This window comes from Pontivivens insulae, from assembly GCF_900302495.1.
Classification (GTDB): Bacteria; Pseudomonadota; Alphaproteobacteria; order Rhodobacterales; family Rhodobacteraceae; genus Pontivivens; species Pontivivens insulae.
In genome coordinates this window covers 951234-970850 of the sequence record NZ_OMKW01000001.1, presented here as the reverse complement: position 1 = coordinate 970850, position 19617 = coordinate 951234, and the positions used below count along the sequence as shown (strand labels likewise).

Annotated in this window: 24 protein-coding genes; 20 read left to right on the top strand and 4 right to left on the bottom strand. The window is 57.8% G+C overall.

What is annotated here, in order from left to right; genetic code table 11:
* Positions 1-21: 21 nt before the first annotated feature.
* From POI8812_RS04550 to rimO, 3 genes are read right to left on the bottom strand one after another with little or no spacing between them, the layout of a single operon-like run.
* Complete coding sequence (locus tag POI8812_RS04550; RefSeq protein WP_108781308.1) at positions 22-249, bottom strand: DUF8831 family protein; 228 nt, start codon at positions 247-249, stop codon at positions 22-24.
* A gap of 3 nt (positions 250-252) precedes the next feature.
* Entirely contained in the window at positions 253-762 is a 510-nt protein-coding gene (locus POI8812_RS04545; protein WP_108781307.1) for a GNAT family N-acetyltransferase, read from the bottom strand.
* A complete protein-coding gene (gene rimO, locus POI8812_RS04540; protein WP_108781306.1) occupies positions 759-2138 on the bottom strand; it encodes a 30S ribosomal protein S12 methylthiotransferase RimO in 1380 nt (459 codons plus the stop codon). Before rimO ends, POI8812_RS04545 begins: the two co-directional genes overlap by 4 nt.
* Before the next feature lie 161 nt (positions 2139-2299).
* Here rimO and POI8812_RS04535 point away from each other — a divergent pair, with 161 nt between their 5' ends.
* The 3 genes from POI8812_RS04535 to POI8812_RS04525 are packed head-to-tail and all read left to right on the top strand — an operon-like array spanning position 2300 to position 4057.
* Positions 2300-3016 (top strand): CoA transferase subunit A, encoded by a 717-nt coding sequence (locus POI8812_RS04535; protein WP_108781305.1) that lies wholly within the window; start codon positions 2300-2302, stop codon positions 3014-3016.
* Entirely contained in the window at positions 3016-3423 is a 408-nt protein-coding gene (locus tag POI8812_RS04530; protein WP_108781304.1) for a VOC family protein, read from the top strand. The genes POI8812_RS04535 and POI8812_RS04530 overlap by 1 nt, the downstream gene beginning before the upstream one ends.
* 4 nt (positions 3424-3427) lie before the next feature.
* Entirely contained in the window at positions 3428-4057 is a 630-nt protein-coding gene (locus POI8812_RS04525; RefSeq protein WP_108781303.1) for a CoA transferase subunit B, read from the top strand.
* An 11-nt stretch (positions 4058-4068) separates the two neighbouring features.
* Here the strand turns inward: POI8812_RS04525 and POI8812_RS04520 are convergent, their stop codons facing one another.
* Positions 4069-4800 carry a lytic transglycosylase domain-containing protein gene (locus POI8812_RS04520; RefSeq protein WP_370739572.1) on the bottom strand — a complete coding sequence of 244 codons (732 nt, stop codon included), beginning with the start codon at positions 4798-4800 and terminating at the stop codon, positions 4069-4071.
* Positions 4801-5109: 309 nt separating this feature from the next.
* Here POI8812_RS04520 and POI8812_RS04515 point away from each other — a divergent pair, with 309 nt between their 5' ends.
* From POI8812_RS04515 to POI8812_RS04435, 17 genes are all read left to right on the top strand, one after another.
* Complete coding sequence (locus POI8812_RS04515; RefSeq protein ID WP_108781302.1) at positions 5110-5316, top strand: hypothetical protein; 207 nt, start codon at positions 5110-5112, stop codon at positions 5314-5316.
* Between the two features lie 84 nt (positions 5317-5400).
* Positions 5401-5625, top strand: coding sequence for a hypothetical protein (locus tag POI8812_RS04510; RefSeq protein ID WP_108781301.1), 225 nt, complete (start codon positions 5401-5403; stop codon positions 5623-5625).
* Between the two features lie 95 nt (positions 5626-5720).
* The gene (gene cpaB, locus POI8812_RS04505) at positions 5721-6575 is read left to right on the top strand and encodes a Flp pilus assembly protein CpaB (protein WP_108781300.1); all 855 of its coding nucleotides are present in this window, start codon (positions 5721-5723) and stop codon (positions 6573-6575) included.
* 153 nt (positions 6576-6728) lie between these two features.
* Positions 6729-8126: a type II and III secretion system protein family protein gene (locus POI8812_RS04500; RefSeq protein ID WP_108781299.1), complete on the top strand. Its 1398-nt coding sequence runs from the start codon at positions 6729-6731 to the stop codon at positions 8124-8126.
* Positions 8113-8724 (top strand): OmpA family protein, encoded by a 612-nt coding sequence (locus POI8812_RS04495; protein WP_108781298.1) that lies wholly within the window; start codon positions 8113-8115, stop codon positions 8722-8724. Before POI8812_RS04500 ends, POI8812_RS04495 begins: the two co-directional genes overlap by 14 nt.
* Positions 8725-8836: 112 nt before the next feature.
* Entirely contained in the window at positions 8837-9469 is a 633-nt protein-coding gene (locus tag POI8812_RS04490) for a TadE/TadG family type IV pilus assembly protein (RefSeq protein WP_146186118.1), read from the top strand.
* Positions 9451-10158 carry a TadE/TadG family type IV pilus assembly protein gene (locus tag POI8812_RS04485; RefSeq protein ID WP_108781296.1) on the top strand — a complete coding sequence of 236 codons (708 nt, stop codon included), beginning with the start codon at positions 9451-9453 and terminating at the stop codon, positions 10156-10158. Before POI8812_RS04490 ends, POI8812_RS04485 begins: the two co-directional genes overlap by 19 nt.
* Before the next feature lie 7 nt (positions 10159-10165).
* The gene (locus POI8812_RS04480; protein WP_108781295.1) at positions 10166-11386 is read left to right on the top strand and encodes a CpaE/TadZ family protein; all 1221 of its coding nucleotides are present in this window, start codon (positions 10166-10168) and stop codon (positions 11384-11386) included.
* 21 nt (positions 11387-11407) lie between these two features.
* Positions 11408-12871, top strand: coding sequence for a TadA family conjugal transfer-associated ATPase (locus tag POI8812_RS04475; protein WP_108781294.1), 1464 nt, complete (start codon positions 11408-11410; stop codon positions 12869-12871).
* A gap of 6 nt (positions 12872-12877) precedes the next feature.
* Positions 12878-13840, top strand: a complete 963-nt coding sequence (locus POI8812_RS04470) for a type II secretion system F family protein (RefSeq protein WP_108781293.1) — start codon at positions 12878-12880, stop codon at positions 13838-13840.
* Positions 13837-14853, top strand: coding sequence for a type II secretion system F family protein (locus tag POI8812_RS04465; protein WP_108781292.1), 1017 nt, complete (start codon positions 13837-13839; stop codon positions 14851-14853). The genes POI8812_RS04470 and POI8812_RS04465 overlap by 4 nt, the downstream gene beginning before the upstream one ends.
* Entirely contained in the window at positions 14840-15415 is a 576-nt protein-coding gene (locus tag POI8812_RS04460; protein WP_108781291.1) for a tetratricopeptide repeat protein, read from the top strand. The genes POI8812_RS04465 and POI8812_RS04460 overlap by 14 nt, the downstream gene beginning before the upstream one ends.
* 10 nt (positions 15416-15425) lie before the next feature.
* On the top strand, positions 15426-16274 hold the full coding sequence (locus tag POI8812_RS04455) for a tetratricopeptide repeat protein (protein WP_108781290.1): 849 nt from the start codon (positions 15426-15428) through the stop codon (positions 16272-16274).
* Positions 16271-16753, top strand: a complete 483-nt coding sequence (locus tag POI8812_RS04450; protein WP_108781289.1) for a prepilin peptidase — start codon at positions 16271-16273, stop codon at positions 16751-16753. The genes POI8812_RS04455 and POI8812_RS04450 overlap by 4 nt, the downstream gene beginning before the upstream one ends.
* Positions 16753-18057 carry a DUF8689 domain-containing protein gene (locus POI8812_RS04445; RefSeq protein ID WP_108781288.1) on the top strand — a complete coding sequence of 435 codons (1305 nt, stop codon included), beginning with the start codon at positions 16753-16755 and terminating at the stop codon, positions 18055-18057. The genes POI8812_RS04450 and POI8812_RS04445 overlap by 1 nt, the downstream gene beginning before the upstream one ends.
* Positions 18054-18830, top strand: a complete 777-nt coding sequence (locus tag POI8812_RS04440) for a crotonase/enoyl-CoA hydratase family protein (protein ID WP_108781287.1) — start codon at positions 18054-18056, stop codon at positions 18828-18830. Before POI8812_RS04445 ends, POI8812_RS04440 begins: the two co-directional genes overlap by 4 nt.
* On the top strand, positions 18827-19609 hold the full coding sequence (locus POI8812_RS04435; protein WP_108781286.1) for an NAD(P)-dependent oxidoreductase: 783 nt from the start codon (positions 18827-18829) through the stop codon (positions 19607-19609). Before POI8812_RS04440 ends, POI8812_RS04435 begins: the two co-directional genes overlap by 4 nt.
* Positions 19610-19617: the final 8 nt, after the last annotated feature.

Below are 19617 nucleotides of genomic sequence, written 5' to 3'. Positions count from 1 at the left end.
GGGGAAAGCCCTTCGCCGCGTCTAGTCGCGCCGCAACCTGTATGCGCCTTCGGGAAGGTCGAGTGCTGCTGCAAGGTCGCGCATTTGTCCTGTCGTCAGTGCAATCGCACGAACCTTACCGGTCCGTGCTTCCAATTGCTCGACCCGCGCACCGTCGTCGAAAACAGAAATCGTGATGTCCTCGGCTGCCTGAGCATCATCGACAATCGTGATTATGGTTGCGTCGAAATCATGCTCAATCGTGAACATCGTCTAGTCCGCCTGTTTTGATCCGTGCTGTTGCAGCATGATCGACAAATCGGGCCAATCCAAGCGAATAGCGGTAATCCCTGCGCCGTGATCAGGGTCGGGGCCGCGCCACGTCTCAACCGCGCCGAGCCGTTGATAGAACCGTTGGGCATCATCATTGCCCTCAAGAATATAGAGCCACGCCCCGCGCACTCCGCGGGCAGCAACGGCGCGAAAGGCCGCGACAATCAGGGATGCGCCAAGACCGCCTCCCTGCGCAGACCGGCGGACATGAAGCGCGTCAAGATAGGCCGGATCAGCATCATCGATAGCAGTAAACCCCAAGAGCCCCGTGTCATCTTCGGCGACAAGAACCGTGCCGGTTGGCAGGACCTGCCATTTCCGAGCGAGATAGCGCGGGGCCTCTTCCGCCAGAAACGTCGGGGGCATGAGCGTTCGATAGGTGTGTTGCCAGCTTTCCAGATGGAGCGTCTGGATGGCAGCAAGATCATCTTGCGTCGCCAGACGGATCACACTGGTGTGCCCCACAAATCATACTCGCTCGCCTCGTCCACGCGAACGGGCAGAATGTCGCCCGGCGACAGATCCTCAAACCCCTCATCAATGAACAGGTTGCCGTCGATCTCCGGCGCGTCCGCTTTGGTCCGGCAAACGGCACCTTCGCCATCAACCTCATCGACAATCACATCGAGTGTAGAGCCAACCTTGGCTGCCAGCTTTTCCGCACTGATCCGCTGGGCGACTTCCATAAAGCGCGCGTAGCGCTCTTCCTTCAGTCCCTCGGACACGTGATCGGGCAGAACGTTGGAGCGAGCGCCCGCGACATTTTCGTATTTAAAGGCGCCAACGCGGTCGAGGCGCGCTTCTTCCATCCAGTCCAGCAGATGCTGGAACTCCGCCTCCGTCTCGCCGGGGTAGCCGACGATGAAGGTCGAGCGCAGAACGATCTCTGGGTTGATACTGCGCCAAGTCGCGATCCGCTCCAGCGTTTTGGAAGACGCAGCGGGGCGGGCCATACGCTTGAGCACGTCGGGGTGCGAGTGCTGGAAGGGGATGTCGAGATAGGGGAGCAGGTTCTCGCCCATCTCGGGGATCAGTTTGTCCACATGCGGATAGGGGTAGACATAGTGAAGGCGGACCCATGCGCCGAGTTTCCCCATCTCACGGGCGAGGTCGGTCATATGGGTGCGCACCTCCCCACCCTTCCAAGGATGCGTGTCGTGCCTGCGATCAACGCCATAGGCAGATGTGTCTTGGGAGATCACCAGAATTTCGTGCACGCCGCTTTCGACAAGCTTCTCCGCCTCGCGCAGCACAGCGTGGGCGGGGCGGCTGACGAGTTTTCCGCGCATATCAGGGATGATGCAGAACTTGCACTTGTGATTGCAGCCCTCTGAAATCTTCAGATAGGCAAAGTGGCGCGGGGTCAGCTTCAAGCCAGCAGGTGGCAGAAGATCAATATAGGGATCTGGGTCCGGCGGGACCGCGGCATGCACAGCATCCAGAACCTGCTCATATTGATGGGGGCCAGTGACGGCGAGGACACTGGGGTGCGTGCCTCGGATATAGTCCTCTTCCGCCCCCAGACAGCCGGTGACGATGACCTTGCCGTTTTCGTTGAGCGCCTCGCCGATCGCATCGAGGCTTTCCGCCTTTGCACTGTCGAGGAACCCGCAAGTGTTGACGATCACGCTGTCCGCACCGGCATAGTCGCCAGTGATCGCGTAGCCTTCTGCCCGGAGGCGGGTCAGGATACGTTCACTGTCCACCAGCGCTTTGGGACATCCCAGAGAGACCATGCCGATGGTCGGTTGGCCCGGGCGGGCCGCGCTGCGGATATTCGCTGCCGGAGCGAGGTCGGGGCGGAGGTCTGGTGGATTGGTGCTCATAAGCTGCGCCTTAGCCCAGAATTGCAGACGGGAAAAGCTCTGCCCTGTGCCAATGACAGGAGCTGGCAACGTGAAAAAAATTTGCAACCGGTTGCAATGCGCTTGACGGCTCCGCGACGCCGCGTCAGGTTGCAACGCAACATAATTGCGGAGGCCCCAGCATGGCAAACAAGGTTTACGGCTCAGCGGCAGAAGCACTGGAGGGCGTGCTGTTTGACGGCATGTTCATCGCCTCCGGCGGATTCGGTCTGTGCGGCATTCCAGAGAATCTGGTGGCGGGTATTGCTGCCGTCGGAACGAAGGACATTACGATTGCATCTAACAATGCAGGCGTGGACGGGTTCGGTCTGGGCGTGTTGCTCGAGAATCGTCAGGTCAAGAAGATGATCTCGTCCTATGTCGGGGAGAATGCTGAATTCATGCGTCAGTACCTGTCAGGTGAGCTGGAGTTGGAATTCAATCCCCAAGGCACCTTGGCAGAGCGGATGCGCGCCGGTGGTGCCGGCATCCCGGGCTTCTATACGAAAACAGGTGTCGGGACGGTGATTGCAGAAGGCAAGGATCACAAGGATTTCCCGACAGGCCCGGATGGAGCGATGGAGACCTATATTATGGAGAACGGCATCTTCGCCGATCTTTCCATCGTAAAGGCCTGGAAAGGCGACACCGCCGGAAACCTGATCTATCGCAAGACTGCGCGGAACTTTAACCCAAATGCGGCGACATGCGGGAAGATCTGCATTGCCGAAGTGGAAGAAATTGTGCCCGTCGGCTCCCTCGATCCGGATTTGATCCACACGCCCGGTATCTATGTGAACCGGATCATTCAGGGCGAGCACGAAAAGCGCATCGAGCAGCGCACGGTGCGGGCGGCCTGATGACCACTGGCACGCCAAGGATTGCGGGAACATCGCCAATCGTCCCGGTGCGGGACATTGCGGCCAGCCTTACCTTCTACACGGAAGTGCTGGGGTTTACGGTGCAGATTTCAAACCCAGAGCACGGGTTTGCGATGGTGCAGCGCGGGTCGCTGATGATCTCGCTTATCGCTGGCGCGGATGAGGCCGCATTGACGGCAACGGCAAACAATATCTCTGCACAACTGTGGATGGAGGATGTCGCCGGCTATTGGGACGAGATCAAGGACCGCTTCGGTGCCTATCCCGACCTTGCCAGCGATGGGCCGGTGGACCGCGACTATGGCGTGCGCGAATTGCACATCAAGGACCCGGATGGGTTCCTGATGTTCTTCACGGATTTGAACGATTTTACGAACGGAGTCTGATCACATGGCATGGGATCGCAATCAGATGGCCGCACGTGCGGCGCAAGAACTGGAAGACGGCACTTACGTAAACCTCGGGATCGGCATCCCGACGCTGGTGTCGAACTACATCCCGGAAGGTGTGGACGTGACGCTTCAGTCAGAGAACGGAATGTTGGGGATGGGCCCTTTCCCGACCGAGGATGAGATTGACGCGGACCTGATCAACGCAGGCAAGCAGACGATCACCGAGCTGGACCGAACCTCTTATTTCTCGTCTGCCGACAGCTTTGCCATGATCCGGGGCGGACATATCGCACTGTCGATCCTCGGCGCGATGGAAGTCGCTGAGAATGGCGATCTTGCCAACTGGATGATCCCCGGCAAGCTCGTAAAGGGCATGGGCGGTGCCATGGACCTGGTGGCCGGGGTCAAACGCGTCGTGGTCATTATGGACCACACGAACAAGAAGGGTGAGACGAAGCTGCTGAAGGAATGCACCTTGCCGCTAACCGGAGCGGGCGTTGTTGACCGCATCATCACAGGTCTGGGCGTGTTTGATGTGGTTGAAGGCGGGTTGAAGGTGGTCGAGATCGCTGAAGGCGTGACACTGGAACAGATCGAAGCTGCAACTGACGCGACGCTCGAGGGCTGATCGAGTTCAATCTAATCCAAGAGCGTGCCCGTTGCCGAGAAATCGCAGCGGGCACGTGCTGTTTGAGGAGGTGTCGCGCACAAGCCTCGTGCGACGCTCCACGCAGCCAGTACGCGCGGAACATAAGCGCGCGTTTCCGCATAGTTCGGCACACCGCCCGCACGCCGCACCGCACCAGGTCCCGCGTTGTAGGACGCTAGCGCCAAAAGTGCGTCGCCGGAGTGAAGGGCGAGCAACTGATCCATATAGCTGGTGCCGCCGCGAATGTTCTGGGCAGGGTCCGAGCTGTCAGCCACACCAAGATCGGCCGCAGTACCAGGCATCAACTGCATTAGACCAACGGCTCCTACCGGACTGACCGCGTTGGCCCGCCCCCGCGACTCTACATATATGATTGCTGCGATCAGAGCCGCGGAAACGTTCTGAGCCTCTGCCGCCCGCCGGATCGGCAGAGCGTAAGTTGTCAGAATCGTCTGAACATCAGAGCGGCGTACATTGAAAGGCGTGTGCGTCCTTGCAAGTTGTGAAGCGTCCAGAATCCGCGATGCATCCGCTGCACCGGACCGATGGGAAATTTGCCCCCAAAACCAATCCGCCGTGTTTGAGTCCGGCGTCGAGCGTGCTTGTCCCTGCTGGGAGAACAGATCGATCACGCCGCCGCGTGGACGACGCCCCAATTCCTCGTTGACCGAGCGAAACGTGAGACCTGGAGCAGTCTGAGCAACAACCTGCGCGGGAATCACGGCGCTCAAGATGGCGATGGTAAAAAAAAGTGCAGCAGCCGGTGGAGCAAATAGGACCGAATATGACCGGGAAAGGTCGCGAAATGCGCTCATTTGCGGCCGAACAGGCCCAGATCCAGCAATTGAGGCACAACCGCCCGCGCTTCGCCACATTCTCGCCACAATTGCCCTCAACTTTCTACCTGTGATTGAAAAAATATTTTTGAAGCCCGCCCCATTCAGGCCACAAACGGTTTCTAAGTTGATCTCAATCGCAGCAGACAAACTCTGCGACGCAGTTAACCGAAGCATTCCTTGGAGGGGATCACAATGTTCAAGTTCATCGAGAAGTTCCAGAAAGACGAGTCCGGCGCAGTCACCGTGGACTGGGTTGTCCTCGCAGGCGCAGTCGTTGCACTCGCAGTCGGCGTTGTTGCAACGATCGAAACCAGCCTCGAAGGCGCAGCATCCAACATCGATTCTCAGCTCGATTCCGTTATCACCGGCTCCGCAATCACTGACGTTGACACCAACTAATAGTCTTCTCAGGCTAGTGGGAAGAGAAACGAGGGGGCTGCCACCTTTGGCTGCCCCCTTTAATCTGAGATGGGGGGACTAGGCATGAGCATTTCTGAGAGCAAAAAGCCAGCCACCAAGCTTCTGTCCGATGAATCTGGTGCAGTGACTATCGATTGGGTGGTCCTGACCGGTGCGGTTGTCGCTATCGCTGTGGGAGTAATCGGTTTCATGGAAACCACTCTGGAAGATACCGGTTCGACGCTGACAACTTTGACAGACAATGCGCGGGCATCGACCACAGGCACAAATATTACCCTTACTGACTGATCACCACGCAGCACTTGCCGTTTGAACTCGCGGCGGGGGCCACGTAAGCTGATGTCGTCGTATTGGGGAATATCGACATCTAAGCGGGGGCTAATATGCGTGTAATCTTTCTATTGGTGCTGATTGTAGGCATGGGTCTGGCTGGCTTTGCCGTGCTGGAAACAAAGAACCGTTTCGATCAGTACAATGCGGCGCTTGCGCAAGCGAATGCCATTGCACAGGAACAAAACGCCAATCGCGTCGAACTCGTGCAGGTTGCCGTTGCGACCCGTCGTCTTGAGTATGGTGACACACTCATTCCCCGGAATGTCGAGTTTGTCGATTGGCCCGCCGATGCCGCGCCGGCGGACTATTTCTCTGTCGCTGCGGATATATTCGACCCTGAAGGTGAGGATCTGCGGCTCGTTTTGCGTACGATCGAGCCGAATGAGCCGATCCTTCCCGTCAAGATTACTGGATTTGGGCAAGAGGCCGGTATGGCTGCCCGGCTTGGTGAGGGTTTTCGCGCATTTACGATTCGTGTCGATGTCGCCTCCGGCGTATCGGGCTTTCTGACGCCATCAGACCGGGTCGATGTGTTCTGGTCCGGCGCTTTCCGCGGGCAGAACGTGACCCGCCTGATCATCGAGAATTTGCAGCTCATCGCGGTCGACCAGACCGATGATGTTCAGCGCAATCGTCCGATCGTTGCACGAACCATCACGGTCAAGGCGACACCTCAACAGGCTGCGATACTTGCACAGGCGCAAAGCTCGGGCGCGCTATCGCTCAGCCTGCGCGGCTTGGCCGATGACAGCGAGATTGGAGCCGTCGAGGTGAGCCTGGATGACGTCGTAGGATATGTCGCGCCGGAGCCGGTCGCAGCGCCCGAGCCGGAAGTCGTTGCGCCGCGTCGCACAATCACCGTCCGCCGCGGCGGCGATGCCGTGTCCACAGTGACGGCCGACTAACCACTTCCGTGGTGTTGCTCAAATCCCATAGCAACAACACCCTATAACCCATTGATTCTTGCCTTATTTCTAAATTCAGGCAGGATGAATGCAGAAACCGCCCCGTTAGATGGGTGGGACACCAGAGGTTGTGGGTCAGGAGATTTCGGCAACATGTCCTTGATAAAACTGATTCGTGCTGGCGCGATGGGGTTAGCGCTTTGCGCCATCACCTACCCCGCTTTTTCGCAATCCGGCCCTGTATTGCGGGTGGTTCGAGGGGCGACGGCCAGCAATATTGCTGTGACAGTCGACCGCGCCATCGTGGTGGAAAGCCAGGTGCCCGTTAGCGAGCTGAGCCTTGCGAACCCGGCCATTGCTGATGTGGCCGTTTTGAGCGAGACCAACCTCTATGTTCTTGGCCGTGCGCCTGGGCGAACCACCCTGACGATGATCGGCTTGAACGGTGAGTTGATTGCAAATGTTGAGATTGGCGTAACGCCCGACCTCACAGAGTTCAAAGAACGACTGGCTGACATCCTGCCAGGTGAACCGATCGAAGTACGCTCCGCTGGGGAAGGCATCGTGTTGAGCGGCCGGGTCTCTGGCGCGCGCCGCGTTTCCCGCGCTGTGGCGCTGGCGGAACAATACGCACCGGGCGCGGTGACGAATCTTTTGACAGTTGGCGGCTCCCAACAGGTGATGCTGAAAGTCCGTTTTGCCGAAATGCAGCGCTCAGTCAGTCAACAGCTCGGATTTGGTTTGGGGATCGGGGCGCAAGCGGGCGTTTTGACTGGTGCCGGTGCAACTTCAAACATCCTCGCAGGCACTCTCGGTGGGGAAGCCGCAAGCACTATCCCGATCAGCGGTGAGAGCTTTGGTGCGTTTGCAGCGCTTTTCCGCTCTAGCGACCTTGCGCTCGACCTTGTGATTGAGGCCCTGGAAACGGAAGGTCTTGTCCGAACCCTTGCCGAACCAAATGTCGTTGCCCTGTCGGGAGAGGAAGCGTCCTTCCTCGCAGGTGGTGAGTATCCGATCCCGGTCCAGAACGATGACGGGACAACCAGTATTGAGTTCAAGCCTTTTGGCGTCCAACTCGACTTTACCCCCACGGTGATCGACGAAGACCTAATCAATCTTGAGATTGCGACTGAGGTGAGCTCACTCAACGCGAATGTCACGGTCACCGCTGCGGGAATTGCGATTTCGGGATTCAACACGCGAAATGCGAATACCACGGTTGAGATGCGCGATGGGCAGAGCTTTGCCATCGCTGGGCTTCTACAGGACGATTTCACCGACACGGTCGCGCAGGTTCCACTCTTGGGGGATGTGCCAATCCTGGGGACGCTGTTCCGCTCAACCAGCTTCCGCCGTGCCCAAACGGAGCTTGTGATCATTATCACGCCCTACCTCGTTTCTCCGACGGATGGCGAACTGCTCTCCCTGCCTACAGATCGCGTGCAGATTCCAAACGAGCGCGAACTGTTCCTGATGGGACGTACGGTTGGAGCTGGCTCGGAAATTGCGGGCCAAGATTTCGAAGGGGGGTACGGCTATGTCCTTGAATAAGTATCTGTTGCTTGGCGCTGCGACAGTTGCGCTCGCAGCATGTGAGCCGGGCCCTCAGCTGGGTGCACCTATGGCGGGATTCGGCTCTACGACCGAAATGAATCACCTGGTGCATGTTGGCTACGCTGATAGCGGCATCATTTATGATCGCTATGCGAACAATTTCGCAGCAAATGTAACAGACACCGTTAACTTCGCGTTCAACAGTGCCCGGCTCACGGCCGAAGCGCGCGCGATCCTAGACGGACAATATCGCTGGCTTCAGGCAAATCCGCTCGCCCGCCTACAGTTGGCGGGCCATACCGATCTGGTTGGCGGTGAGGATTTTAATCTTGGCCTTGGGCTGCGCCGTGCCGAATCTGTCGCGAACTATCTGGTTTCAAAGGGTGTTTCGGCAAATCGGCTCGACACTGTCTCGACCTTTGGGGAAAGCCAGCCTGTCGTACCGACCCAGCGTCGTGAGGAAGCGAACCGTCGGGTTGTAACGACGGTTGCGGGTGTTGCGATCGGTGGAGGCGACGGGTTCGATGGACGTCGTGCAGACATCATCTACACCAACTACGCCGATGGTGGACAGGAAGTGGTCGCCGAGGAATAGGCCCAAGCGCCCGGATGCGACCCACCGGAACATGAAAAAATCTTTACCCACGTTCATTTAATGGTACTCTAGTAGGGTGGGGAAATAAGACTGTATCCATGGGGGGTCGAAGGTGCTCAAAGTAGCCTTTGATCGGATGCGTTCCTTTTGGCGTCGTGATCGAGGGGCGATCACGGTCGAATTCGTGGTGACGCTTCCGATCCTACTTGCCGTGCTGATGTTCGTTCAGCAGTACGGAGAAGCTATGCGCATTCGCAACGCCATGGATATCGGCGTTCGTGATGCAGCCCGCTTCCTTTCGCGTGCTCCAATTGATGAAGTCAGCGGCGGGATTCCCGAAACATTTGTGTGCCGCGCACGGACAATCGTAACAGACCGTTTGGCAATTTACGGCGCGACACCGTTTTCAGCCAGTGTCGATGGCGTGACAGCAGACGGGTGCAGTGGGCTCTACATCGACGATGCTACAGGAGATGCCGCAACTTACGACGATGGTGCGCTGATTGCCGACGCGTTGTTGATTGTGGCGACGGAGGATGCGGTTGCAGTCAGTGCGAGTTATGGCGTCCAGCTTACCTTTGCCCAAGCCTTCGCAAGCCGGAAACAGGATGTCGTCGTCACATTGGACAACCTGGGCAATACTGTTCAAACGCTCACGGCGCGAACCGATTTGCCTGAGGATCAGGAGGACCTGAACCGCTCCATCATCATGACGGTCATCGAAACATGGCCCAGAACGCAATGACGGGGTCAGTCTTTCATAAGTTTCGCCGGGACGAAAATGGCGCCGCGGCGATGGAATTCGTTATCGTCTTCTTGCCGTTGATGTTCCTGATCTTCCTAATCGTTCAGGTTGCTGTCGCCTATCATTGGTCGTTGAGCGCGCAGAAAGGTCTGGAGGTTGCTTCTCGTACAGCAGCCGTAAATGTGCCGGTCGCAAGCGAATTGGTTTCCATAACGGCTCAGGGCATATCGGGGATCACGAGATCGACCGTCGCGGGAGCCTCCGTCGGCGATGACTGTTTTGATGGCGCATGCGAAGCGATACCAACCTATTCCTGCAGTGGTGCATCGTTCCCGCCGCACAATACAAGTGGCGTTCCGACAACCTGTGATTTTGATCGCTTCATGGAAATCTACGACGCACTCGATGGTTTTGCGTATCAGCTTGACTCAACGGACCTCACGGTAACCTACGAAGATGTGGGCCTCGGACGGGCCGGACGTGCATATGTGCCCTTGATAACGCTCAGCATCTCTGAACAATCTCTTCCCACGATAATGCGTCTTTGGTCGTTTAACGTGACCGATGACGGCAACTCCGAGACGCTGGAGATCGGGGAACTGACGATTGACCAGACCGATGATGGCAGGGTCGAATTTGTTGTTCCTGCCATGACCTCCGTTATCGTCGCGGAAGATCTGGGCGGCTGAGGCAAGTATGGTTTTGAGATCGAAGAAGGCGCAAGCGACAGAGTCGCTCGTGATTGCTCGTGATATCGAGGAATTCGATCTTTTGATCGAGGATATGGATGGGGAATATCCAGAGGTTTGGAGTTCCTCCGATCTGGCAGGGGCCTCCAAGGCTATCGCTGCACTGGATGAAGACACGTCTGAGTCGGTCATTCTTGCCGTTCAGCGCGAGGACGAAGACAATCTTGACCAGTTCGTTGACCTGATCAAACAGGCCAAGGCGGCAGATATGCTTGCGCTTCTGGTTTTGGACGAAGTGTCACCGGCAGCGATGCACCGGCTGATCCGTTCTGGAGCAGATGATTTCACGCCCTACCCTTTGCCTGAGGGCGTCTTCAGTGAAACGGTCTCAAAGCTCCGCGAAAGACCTGCTCAAGCGGAAGCCACAACCTCATCAGCACCCCGCGGGCGGGGCGGAATGATCCTGCCGGTCTATGGTGTCGCGGGTGGTGTTGGTGGCACGACATTCGCGACAAATCTTGCTTGGGAACTTGCGCAATCTCCCCGCAAGGTAGACCGCAAGGTCTGCATCCTCGATCTCGATCTGCAATACGGCTCGGTCGCGTCCTCACTCGACATCGCACGGCGTGAAGCGAGTTCGGAACTGATGCTTGAACCGCAAGGCAAGGATCGAGAGAGCTTTTCGTCCGCGATGAGCAACTACAAGCAAAAACTTGATGTCCTGACCGCACCTCCCGACAGCATGCCGTATGACGTCATCGCACCGGAGGACCTGCGCGCTTTGCTTGAAATCGCGCGTGCCTCCTATGACTTCGTTGTGATCGACATGCCCAAGGCCTTGGTCAGTTGGTCCACGGAGGTGCTCTCTGCCGCCGAAGCCTACTTCGTTATTATGGAAATCGACATGCGTTCAGCCCAGAACATGCTGCGATTCCTGCGGTTGCTGAAATCCGAAGACCTGCCAATCGAGAAACTGCAATATATTCTGAACCGCGCGCCAGGTGGCCTGGACCTGGGCGCGAAAACACGCGTGAAGCGAATGGCGGAATCGCTTGGAATCGAATACAACGTACTTCTTCCTGATGGAGGTAAGACGGTGACGAGTGCCAATGACCAGGGTGAGCCTCTGGCAGAGCATTCGGGATCCAATGCATTGCGTAAGGAAATCCGCAAGGTCGCCAAGACATTGACCGAGTTGGCGGAGAAGCAACGCAACTCAGGTTTGTAACGCGTAACGAGGGGGGTCAGCGTGTTTTCGAGATACCAAAAGCCAGGGCAAGCGCCTAAGCCTGTTCCCCCGTCTCCTTCGCTGGAAAAGCCAAAGACGCCTGACGTTTCAGCAAAATCTGCGCCCGAAACGGCAGTTGTCAAAGAAGTGTCTCCGCGTATCGCCCCGGCTGCTCCTGCGCCCGACGCAGCTGAGCGGGAGCGTGAGGCCAAGCGCCGTGCGCGCCTTCTCGACATCCGAATGGAGCTGCACCGCAAGCTGTTGGAAACCCTCAACCTTGCCGTCATCGACAAGGTGGGTGAAGGCGATCTGCGTCGTGAGATCAGCGCCATCGTGCGCGAAGGCCTTCGTGAGCAGGGGCTGGTGCTCAACGGCTCGGAGACAGAGCAGCTCAACGCTGACCTGTATGACGAAGTTACGGGCCTAGGGCCACTTGAGCCTTTGCTGAAAGATCCGACCGTCAACGATATTCTGGTCAACTCGCATCGACAGGTCTTTGTCGAACGGGCTGGTAAGCTGCAACTGACTGATACGGTCTTCAAGGATGAAAAGCATCTGCTGCGCGTGATCGATAAGATCGTCTCGGCCGTGGGCCGCCGTGTTGATGAATCGAACCCATATGTCGATGCGCGCTTGCCTGACGGCTCACGTTTCAATGCGCTGGTGCCACCTTGTGCGGTTGATGGTCCGCTGGTCTCCATCCGTAAATTCTCGAAAGAGAAACTCTCGATTGATGAGCTGGTGGATTTCGGCGCCTTTACGGAAGAAATGGCGACCTATCTGCAGGCGGCCGTTTCCACGCGCCTCAATATCATCGTGTCCGGCGGTACGGGTTCAGGTAAAACGACGACGCTCAACGCGTTGTCGAGCTTCATCGACAATGCCGAGCGGATTGTAACGATCGAAGATACCGCGGAACTTCAGCTTCAGCAGATCCACATTGGCCGGATGGAAAGCCGCCCAGCCAACGTTGAAGGCAAAGGTGAAGTCACGCAGCGCGATCTTCTACGCAACGCGCTTCGGATGCGCCCCGACCGCATCATCGTCGGTGAAACGCGCGGTGACGAGGTCATCGACATGTTGCAGGCTATGAACACAGGTCACGATGGATCCATGACCACGATCCACGCAAACTCTGCCCGCGACGCCGTGTCCCGTCTGGAAAACATGATTGCGATGACCGGCGTAGAAATGCCGGTGACCGCAAGTCGGCAACAGATTGCTGCAGCGGTTAACTTGCTCGTGCAGGTTTCCCGTCTCCAAGACGGCTCTCGCCGGATGCTGTCGATTACAGAACTCACCGGGATGGAGGGGGAGATCGTGTCGATGCAGGAAATCTTCCGCTTCAAGCGCACGGGCCTTGCAGAGAATGGCAAGATCATGGGCCACTTCACGGCAACCGGCTTGCGATCTACCTTCTCGGAGCGGTTCGACCAGTGGGGTTACAGCCTGCCGAACTCTATCTACACGCCGGCCAAGGACTGATTTGATATGAGCTTTGAGCCGATCATCTATGCCCTGATCTTCGTCGGTGTCCTGCTGATGGTCGAGGGTATCTACCTGTTGATCTTCGGCAAGTCGGTGCGGCTGGAGAGCAAGATCAACCGCAGGCTGGAACTGCTCGAGAAAGGCGAAGACCCAGAGGACGTGCTGGAGACGCTTCGTGCGGAGCGGGACCAGCATCGCAAGAATACCGGAATTCCGGTGCTCGCCCCACTCTACGAGCGTGCAGCCCAGGCTAATATCGCATTCACACCGCGAGGACTTGTTCTGGTGATGGCGACACTCGCCATCATGTGTTTCGTGGCGATGACCATTTTTTCGTCCGCTGGCATCGTTCTGCGCATCGGCGTGTCGTTCATCATGGGCTATGGCGGCCTCTACATGTGGCTGAACAACAAGGCCAAGGCGCGCATGGAGCTGTTCGAAGAACAACTGCCCGACGCCGTCGAGCTGATCGTACGCTCGCTGCGCGTGGGCCATCCGTTCAGTTCCTCTGTCTCAATTGTCGCGCAAGAGATGCCGGACCCCCTCGGGACGGAGTTCGGGATCATCGCCGACGAGGCAACTTATGGCATGGAGATCACGGAGAGCCTTAACCGGCTGGCTGAACGTATCTCGGTTCAGGATTTGCGATTTCTGGCGGTGGCCGTGAACATTCAATCCCAATCCGGCGGTAATCTGGCAGAAGTTCTTGCCGGTCTGGCTGTCGTGATCCGCTCACGCTTCAAGCTGTTCCGGCGCGTGAAAGCGATCACTGCCGAAGCAAAATGGTCTGGCTGGTTCCTGTCGATGTTCCCGCTGCTCGCGATCATCATGATCCAGTTGGTGGAACCGAATTACTATGATGATGTCGAGGAAACCTCTCTGTTCATCCCGGCGATGATCGTTGTGGGGATCATGCTCGTCGTGAACATCATCTACATGCGTGCGATGGTGAATATTAAAGTATGACCTGGACCGATATCGTCTTCGGCCGCCTTCAGGGGGCTTATGATTTTCTAGAGGCGGCGTTTGGCCCGTTGGGCCCGCTCTATGCCTCCGTGGCCGCATTCCTGCTGATGGTCGCACTGGCGGCCCCCCTGGCGCTGCGCCGTCCGCCCGATCCCCTTGATCGTTTAAATGAGGAGGGCGGCGCCGGTCGTCAGCCAGAGCAACCTGTTGAGAAAGTCCCACAAAATAATGGGCTGAAGCTGCGCGCAGAGTCCAACACCGGACTGGCCTCTCTGGCACCGTACCTTGAGCCACAGGATCAAAAGCAGTTCTCTGAAATTCGCCTGAAGCTGACCCGCGCAGGCTACCGTTCACGCTCGGCAGTGTCCTCTTTCTATTTCTTGCGGGTCGCGCTCGGCCTCGGCTTGTTGGGCGTTGGCCTGATCTTCTACCTGGTCACCAAGGGTGAGCAGCAAGACATCATGAAGATGGTGATGACCGTCGGTTTTCCCGGTCTGATTGGATATTACGGCCCGGATTACTGGGTGACGCGTCGCCTTCAGGAACGGCAGGAAGAAATCACGACAGCATTCCCTGACGCACTGGACCTGATGCTCGTCTGTGTGGAAGCGGGCCAATCGCTTGATCAGGCGATCTTGCGGGTCGCGACGGAAATTCGGGTTGGATACCCTGTGCTTGCCGAAGAATTTGAGATCGTCGCCAATGAAATACGAGCAGGTAAAGACCGGGTCACCGTGCTGAGGGACATGGCAGAACGTTGTGGGGTCAACGACGTTTCCAGCTTTGTGACAGTGCTGATCCAGTCTGCAAGCTTCGGTACCTCCATTGCGTCTGCATTGCGCGTCTATGGGTCAGAAATGCGCGACAAGCGCGTGATGCGGGCCGAAGAAAAGGCCAACACCCTGCCCACCAAGATGACGCTGGGCACGATGCTGTTCACCGTGCCCCCACTGCTCATCATCCTTGTCGGGCCTTCCATGTACGAAATCTCGCAGTCGCTTGGCGGGGGCTAAGTCGACATCCGTTCTGGCGCTCGGCCTGGTGCTGGGATGTGCGGAGCCGGACCTTCCCGCGCTCACCCCGCTTGAAGGCGAGTTTCGGGCCAGCGCCGTGCAGAATGATGCATTGCCTGACCAGCTGACAGTTGGCCATCGTATGATGGCAGCAGGTCAGTATGAACTGGCTCTTCGTGCTTACACACGTGCCTTCGGAGTGGCACGTCCCGAGCAGACAGCGGAAATCTTGTTGGCTGTCGGCTCTGCCAATGCCCGCCTCGGCAGAGTTTGGCGCGCGCGCCGCACGCTCGAAAGTGCTGTTACCGCCGATCCCCGCTCCGTCACCGCGTGGAACAATTTGGGCGTTGTCCAGATGAGCCTCAATGACCCCTTCCCTGCCCTTGATGCGTTCCGCACGGCTGATCGGTTGGCACGTGGGCGCAATTCGGTTGTTCGGCGCAACATTGAGCGGGCGGAGGCTCTGCTCCAGTTCGATGCGCAACCAGATGAGATGATCGGCGAATTCGTACTAGTACGCCAAGGTTCTGGGCGGTATCGTCTTGAAGAACAGAGCGAATGAGGGGAACGCGATGATCATCCGAACCGGGGGAGCCCTCATTCTGGCTGCCACGATCCTGATGGGGTGTGAGGCATCCGGCCCCGCAGAAGGGGACGTCAACGCGGTCGATGTGATCGACTCCACCAATCTGGCAAATGTGGTTCTGGCGAGCGGAGACGCTGACGCGGCGGTGGAGTTCTTTCGCAACTCCCTGACGGAGTCGCCTGAGCGGGTCGACTTCCAGCGCGGCTATGCGGTCTCACTGTCGCGCGCGGGGCGTCATGAAGAAGCGACGATCGCCTTTGAACGGTTGGATGAACAGGGTGACCTGCAACCGGGTGATCGCCTGCGCTATGCTGAAAGCCTGATCCGGCTGAATGAATGGAACCGTGCCGAGGCACAGTTGAGCCTGCTGGGTCAGGCCAATGACAACTACCGCTGGAACCTGCTCAATGCCCTGATCGCGGATAATGGTCAGAACTGGGACATCGCGGATCGTTTCTATGCCTCTGCACGCGGGCTGACCTCTGCGCCAGCCTCGGTGCTGAACAATTGGGGCATTTCGAAGATGTCGCGCGGTGATCTGGACGGGGCCATTCGCAACTTCTCTGAGGCGGTCCGCTTTGATGCGACGCTCTTTGAAGCCAAGAACAACCTTGCCCTCGCGCGCGGTTTGCAGGGCAATTATTCGATCCCCGTTGTTCCGCTGACAGAGATTGAGCGCGCACAAATCTATCACAATCTCGCTGTTGTTGCCCTGCGTCAGGGCGAGGATGACATCGCGCGAGGCTTGCTTGAATTGGCCGTAGAGACGCATCCACAATTCTTCCCAGCCGCAGCGGACAAGCTGGCCGGTCTCGATACACAGGTTGACCGATGAGTGCTGCAACCGCCCAAATCTATCTTGCGCTGACGCTGATCCCCTGCCTGATCACGATGTGGAAAGATCTCAGCCAGATGCGGATCCCCAATCTGGTCTCGATTGCAATGATCGTGATCTTCGCCGTCACCGCTCCTTTCCTTCTGGAATGGTCCGAAATCCTGCGGCAGGTGCTGTTTGCCGTGGGCCTCTTTGTGATCCTGTTCATCTTCTACCTGACGGGCGCCGTGAGCGCCGGTGACGTGAAATTTGCAAGCACAATGGTTCTGTTCGTCGATCTGGGCGATGCGACCTTCTTTTTCCGCAATCTGGGCCTGATCGCGCTTGCGGGACTTTTGGCGCACATCATCGTCAAGAATATCCCGGCGCTGCGAAACCTTGCGCCAGAATGGCAGAGCTGGAAGGTCAAAGGTGTGTTTCCCTATGGGCTCGCCCTGTCCGCCAGCCTGATTTTCTATCTTATCACGCGGAGCATCTGATGCCGGTTCCCGCACCCGTAGCCCCGATCCGACTGGACGGATTGGGCATCGATCCCACCTTTGCCCGTGATTTGCTGCTCAAAACCATCTTCAGGATGAACCTGAGCACGACGATGGAGATGGCAACGACATGCGCTGTCGTAGCACCGGTCATCGAAACACTTATCGACATGTGCCGTCAGGAAGGGTTGATCGAAACGCTGGGCAACCGGGGTGCCTCCACTGCCGCCGAGTTGCGTTATCAGCTGACTGACGGTGGACGGACGCGGGCGCAGGACGCACTCACACAATCAGAATATTACGGGGCTTTCCCCGTCAGTCTCGAAGGTTTTGAAGAGCAGACCCGCCGCCAGACGATGCAGGGCCAACCGATCCTGCGTCCGCAGCTGGAGGCCGCGTCCAACCATCTGGTGATGCCCAACGGACTGCTCGACAAGCTTGGCCCGGCGGTCAATTCCGGGCGGTCAATCCTGTTCTATGGCCCGCCGGGCAACGGAAAATCGGTGCTGTCTGAGGCGATCCGCGATGCGCTGGGGGATGAAGTCTATATCCCGCGCACAGTTGTGGCATTCGGACAGGTCATTTCGGTGTTCGATCCACTCGTGCACCGCGTTGTATCTGAAGAGGTTGAGGATCCGAACGCGCTTCGCCGGGCCGCGCCTTATGATCGACGTTATGTGCGCTGCAAGCGTCCTTCGGTGATCACGGGGGGTGAATTGACCCTCGATATGCTCGATCTGGGCTACAACCCTGTCAGCAGAACCTATCAGGCACCGCTTCAGTTGAAAGCGACCGGCGGCGTGTTCATCGTCGACGATTTGGGACGCCAGCGGGAAAGCGCGCAAGCCCTGATGAACCGATGGATCGTTCCAATCGAGCAGCGCTACGATTTGCTGAGCCTTCAGTCAGGGCAAAAGTTTACGGTACCCTTTGACACCTTGGTGATCTTCTCGACCAACTTTGCTCCGACAGAACTGTTCGATGGGGCGGCTTTGCGGCGGATCTACTACAAGATCAAGATCGATCGCCCGTCACAGAGTGATTTCCTCAAGATGTTCGTGCTGATCTCACGCAAGATGGGGATCACCCCGCGAGAGGATGTCGTCGGGCACCTGCTCAACAATCTCTATCCCAGTCCGCAAGGCCCTTTCGCGGCCTATCACGCGCCCTTCCTGCTCAGCCAGATGCAGTCTATTTGCGATTATGAAGGCATGGAACGCCAGATGAGCATTCCGCTGATCGAAAGAGCCTGGGAAAACCTCTACGTCGATGCGGAAGACAGCTCCGCGAAAGGAACAGGATGAGCCGCGTCTCCGTCGAAATCAGTGATCACATCGCCCATGTCACATTGACCCGAGGCGACAAGATGAATGCATTGGACCCTGCGATGCTGGACGCCATCGCACTGGCTGGCGAGCAGGTGAACCGCGACGATGTACGCGCAGTCGTTCTGGCAGGAGAGGGACGGGCGTTTTGTGCCGGTCTGGACGTGGCCAGTTTCGCAAGCGTCGGTGCCAATCCGGCCGCATTGCTCGACCGCACGCACGGTCGCACAAACCTCTATCAGCAGGTTGCGCTGGTCTGGCGTGACTTGCCGATGCCCGTCATTGCCGCCCTACATCACACCTGCTTCGGAGGCGGCCTTCAGATCGCATTAGGGGCCGATATTCGCGTTGCAGCCCCCGGCACACGCATGAGCATCATGGAGATGAAGTGGGGGCTCGTACCGGACATGGGCGGAATGGTCTTGCTGCCCCGTTTGATGCCCGGCGACGTCATGCGCCGCCTGATTTACACCGGTGAAGTCTTTGAGGCCGAACAGGCGCTAAGCTGGGGACTGGTAACCGAGCTTGCTGAGGATCCACTGACGCGCGCACAGGCATTGGCGCAAGACATCGCGACGAAGTCACCCAGTGCAGTACGGACAGCAAAAGCACTTTCCGCCATCGCTGAAACGGCAGATGAGGATGCGGTCCTGATGGCGGAGTCCCGCCTGCAGGCGGATCTGATCGGCAAACCGCACCAGATGGAGGCGGTCATGGCCAATATGCAAAAGCGGGCACCCAAGTTCGAATGAAGGTCGCGGTCTGCGGATGCGGACGTATGGGCGGCCCAATGGCGGCGGCTCTACATCGTTCCGGTGTGGATGTCGTCGGCTTCGATGTGGCTGAAAAGCCGTGGCCGTTCATGGCGACATTGTCGGCACTTGACGATCGAGAGACCATCTTCACCGTCGTCCGCGATCAGGATGAAACGGACGCTCTTCTCTTCGATGTACAGCGTGTTGCGTCCCTTCCCGCAATGCGCACGCTTGTGATCTGCTCGACATTGTCACCCAAATATGTGCGGCAGCTGCGTGAGCGCGTGCCATCGCACATCACTCTGATCGACGCCCCGATGAGTGGCGCTGCTATCGCGGCTGAGGAAGCCCGGCTCTCTTTCATGCTGGGAGGCGAGGTGAAGGCCATCGCGGCGATCCAGCCGCTTCTGGATATAATGGGCAGCCACTTCCATCATATGGGCCCTTTCGGTGCTGGCATGGCGGCCAAAGTCCTGAACAATCTTGTTGCGGCAAGCTCAACAGCCGCGACCCGAACGGCACTTGCTTGGGCAGACGCGCATGGGATGGATCGCGAGAAACTGTTGGCGCTGATGCACAACAGTTCTGGCCAGACGTGGTTCGGGTCTGGATTTGAGAGCATCGAATTCGCGCGTGACGGCTTTGCCGACGAGAACACGATCGGGATTTTGGCAAAGGACGTTGCGGCCGCCATCGACGGCGCGCCGACGGATGCAGACACCACTCTTGCACAAGAATTGATCCGCACCATTCGCAACTTGAAGCCTCTGGACTAGGTTCCGGG

What these genes read in the sequence shown, in the direction of transcription:
- POI8812_RS04550 (WP_108781308.1), bottom strand. Translation starts at nt 249, where the DNA reads ATGTTCACGATTGAGCATGATTTCGACGCAACCATAATCACGATTGTC.
- rimO (WP_108781306.1), bottom strand. Translation starts at nt 2,138, where the DNA reads ATGAGCACCAATCCACCAGACCTCCGCCCCGACCTCGCTCCGGCAGCG.
- POI8812_RS04535 (WP_108781305.1), top strand. Translation starts at nt 2,300, where the DNA reads ATGGCAAACAAGGTTTACGGCTCAGCGGCAGAAGCACTGGAGGGCGTG.
- POI8812_RS04530 (WP_108781304.1), top strand. Translation starts at nt 3,016, where the DNA reads ATGACCACTGGCACGCCAAGGATTGCGGGAACATCGCCAATCGTCCCG.
- POI8812_RS04525 (WP_108781303.1), top strand. Translation starts at nt 3,428, where the DNA reads ATGGCATGGGATCGCAATCAGATGGCCGCACGTGCGGCGCAAGAACTG.
- POI8812_RS04515 (WP_108781302.1), top strand. Translation starts at nt 5,110, where the DNA reads ATGTTCAAGTTCATCGAGAAGTTCCAGAAAGACGAGTCCGGCGCAGTC.
- POI8812_RS04510 (WP_108781301.1), top strand. Translation starts at nt 5,401, where the DNA reads ATGAGCATTTCTGAGAGCAAAAAGCCAGCCACCAAGCTTCTGTCCGAT.
- cpaB (WP_108781300.1), top strand. Translation starts at nt 5,721, where the DNA reads ATGCGTGTAATCTTTCTATTGGTGCTGATTGTAGGCATGGGTCTGGCT.
- POI8812_RS04500 (WP_108781299.1), top strand. Translation starts at nt 6,729, where the DNA reads ATGTCCTTGATAAAACTGATTCGTGCTGGCGCGATGGGGTTAGCGCTT.
- POI8812_RS04495 (WP_108781298.1), top strand. Translation starts at nt 8,113, where the DNA reads ATGTCCTTGAATAAGTATCTGTTGCTTGGCGCTGCGACAGTTGCGCTC.
- POI8812_RS04485 (WP_108781296.1), top strand. Translation starts at nt 9,451, where the DNA reads ATGGCCCAGAACGCAATGACGGGGTCAGTCTTTCATAAGTTTCGCCGG.
- POI8812_RS04480 (WP_108781295.1), top strand. Translation starts at nt 10,166, where the DNA reads ATGGTTTTGAGATCGAAGAAGGCGCAAGCGACAGAGTCGCTCGTGATT.
- POI8812_RS04470 (WP_108781293.1), top strand. Translation starts at nt 12,878, where the DNA reads ATGAGCTTTGAGCCGATCATCTATGCCCTGATCTTCGTCGGTGTCCTG.
- POI8812_RS04465 (WP_108781292.1), top strand. Translation starts at nt 13,837, where the DNA reads ATGACCTGGACCGATATCGTCTTCGGCCGCCTTCAGGGGGCTTATGAT.
- POI8812_RS04455 (WP_108781290.1), top strand. Translation starts at nt 15,426, where the DNA reads ATGATCATCCGAACCGGGGGAGCCCTCATTCTGGCTGCCACGATCCTG.
- POI8812_RS04450 (WP_108781289.1), top strand. Translation starts at nt 16,271, where the DNA reads ATGAGTGCTGCAACCGCCCAAATCTATCTTGCGCTGACGCTGATCCCC.
- POI8812_RS04445 (WP_108781288.1), top strand. Translation starts at nt 16,753, where the DNA reads ATGCCGGTTCCCGCACCCGTAGCCCCGATCCGACTGGACGGATTGGGC.
- POI8812_RS04440 (WP_108781287.1), top strand. Translation starts at nt 18,054, where the DNA reads ATGAGCCGCGTCTCCGTCGAAATCAGTGATCACATCGCCCATGTCACA.
- POI8812_RS04435 (WP_108781286.1), top strand. Translation starts at nt 18,827, where the DNA reads ATGAAGGTCGCGGTCTGCGGATGCGGACGTATGGGCGGCCCAATGGCG.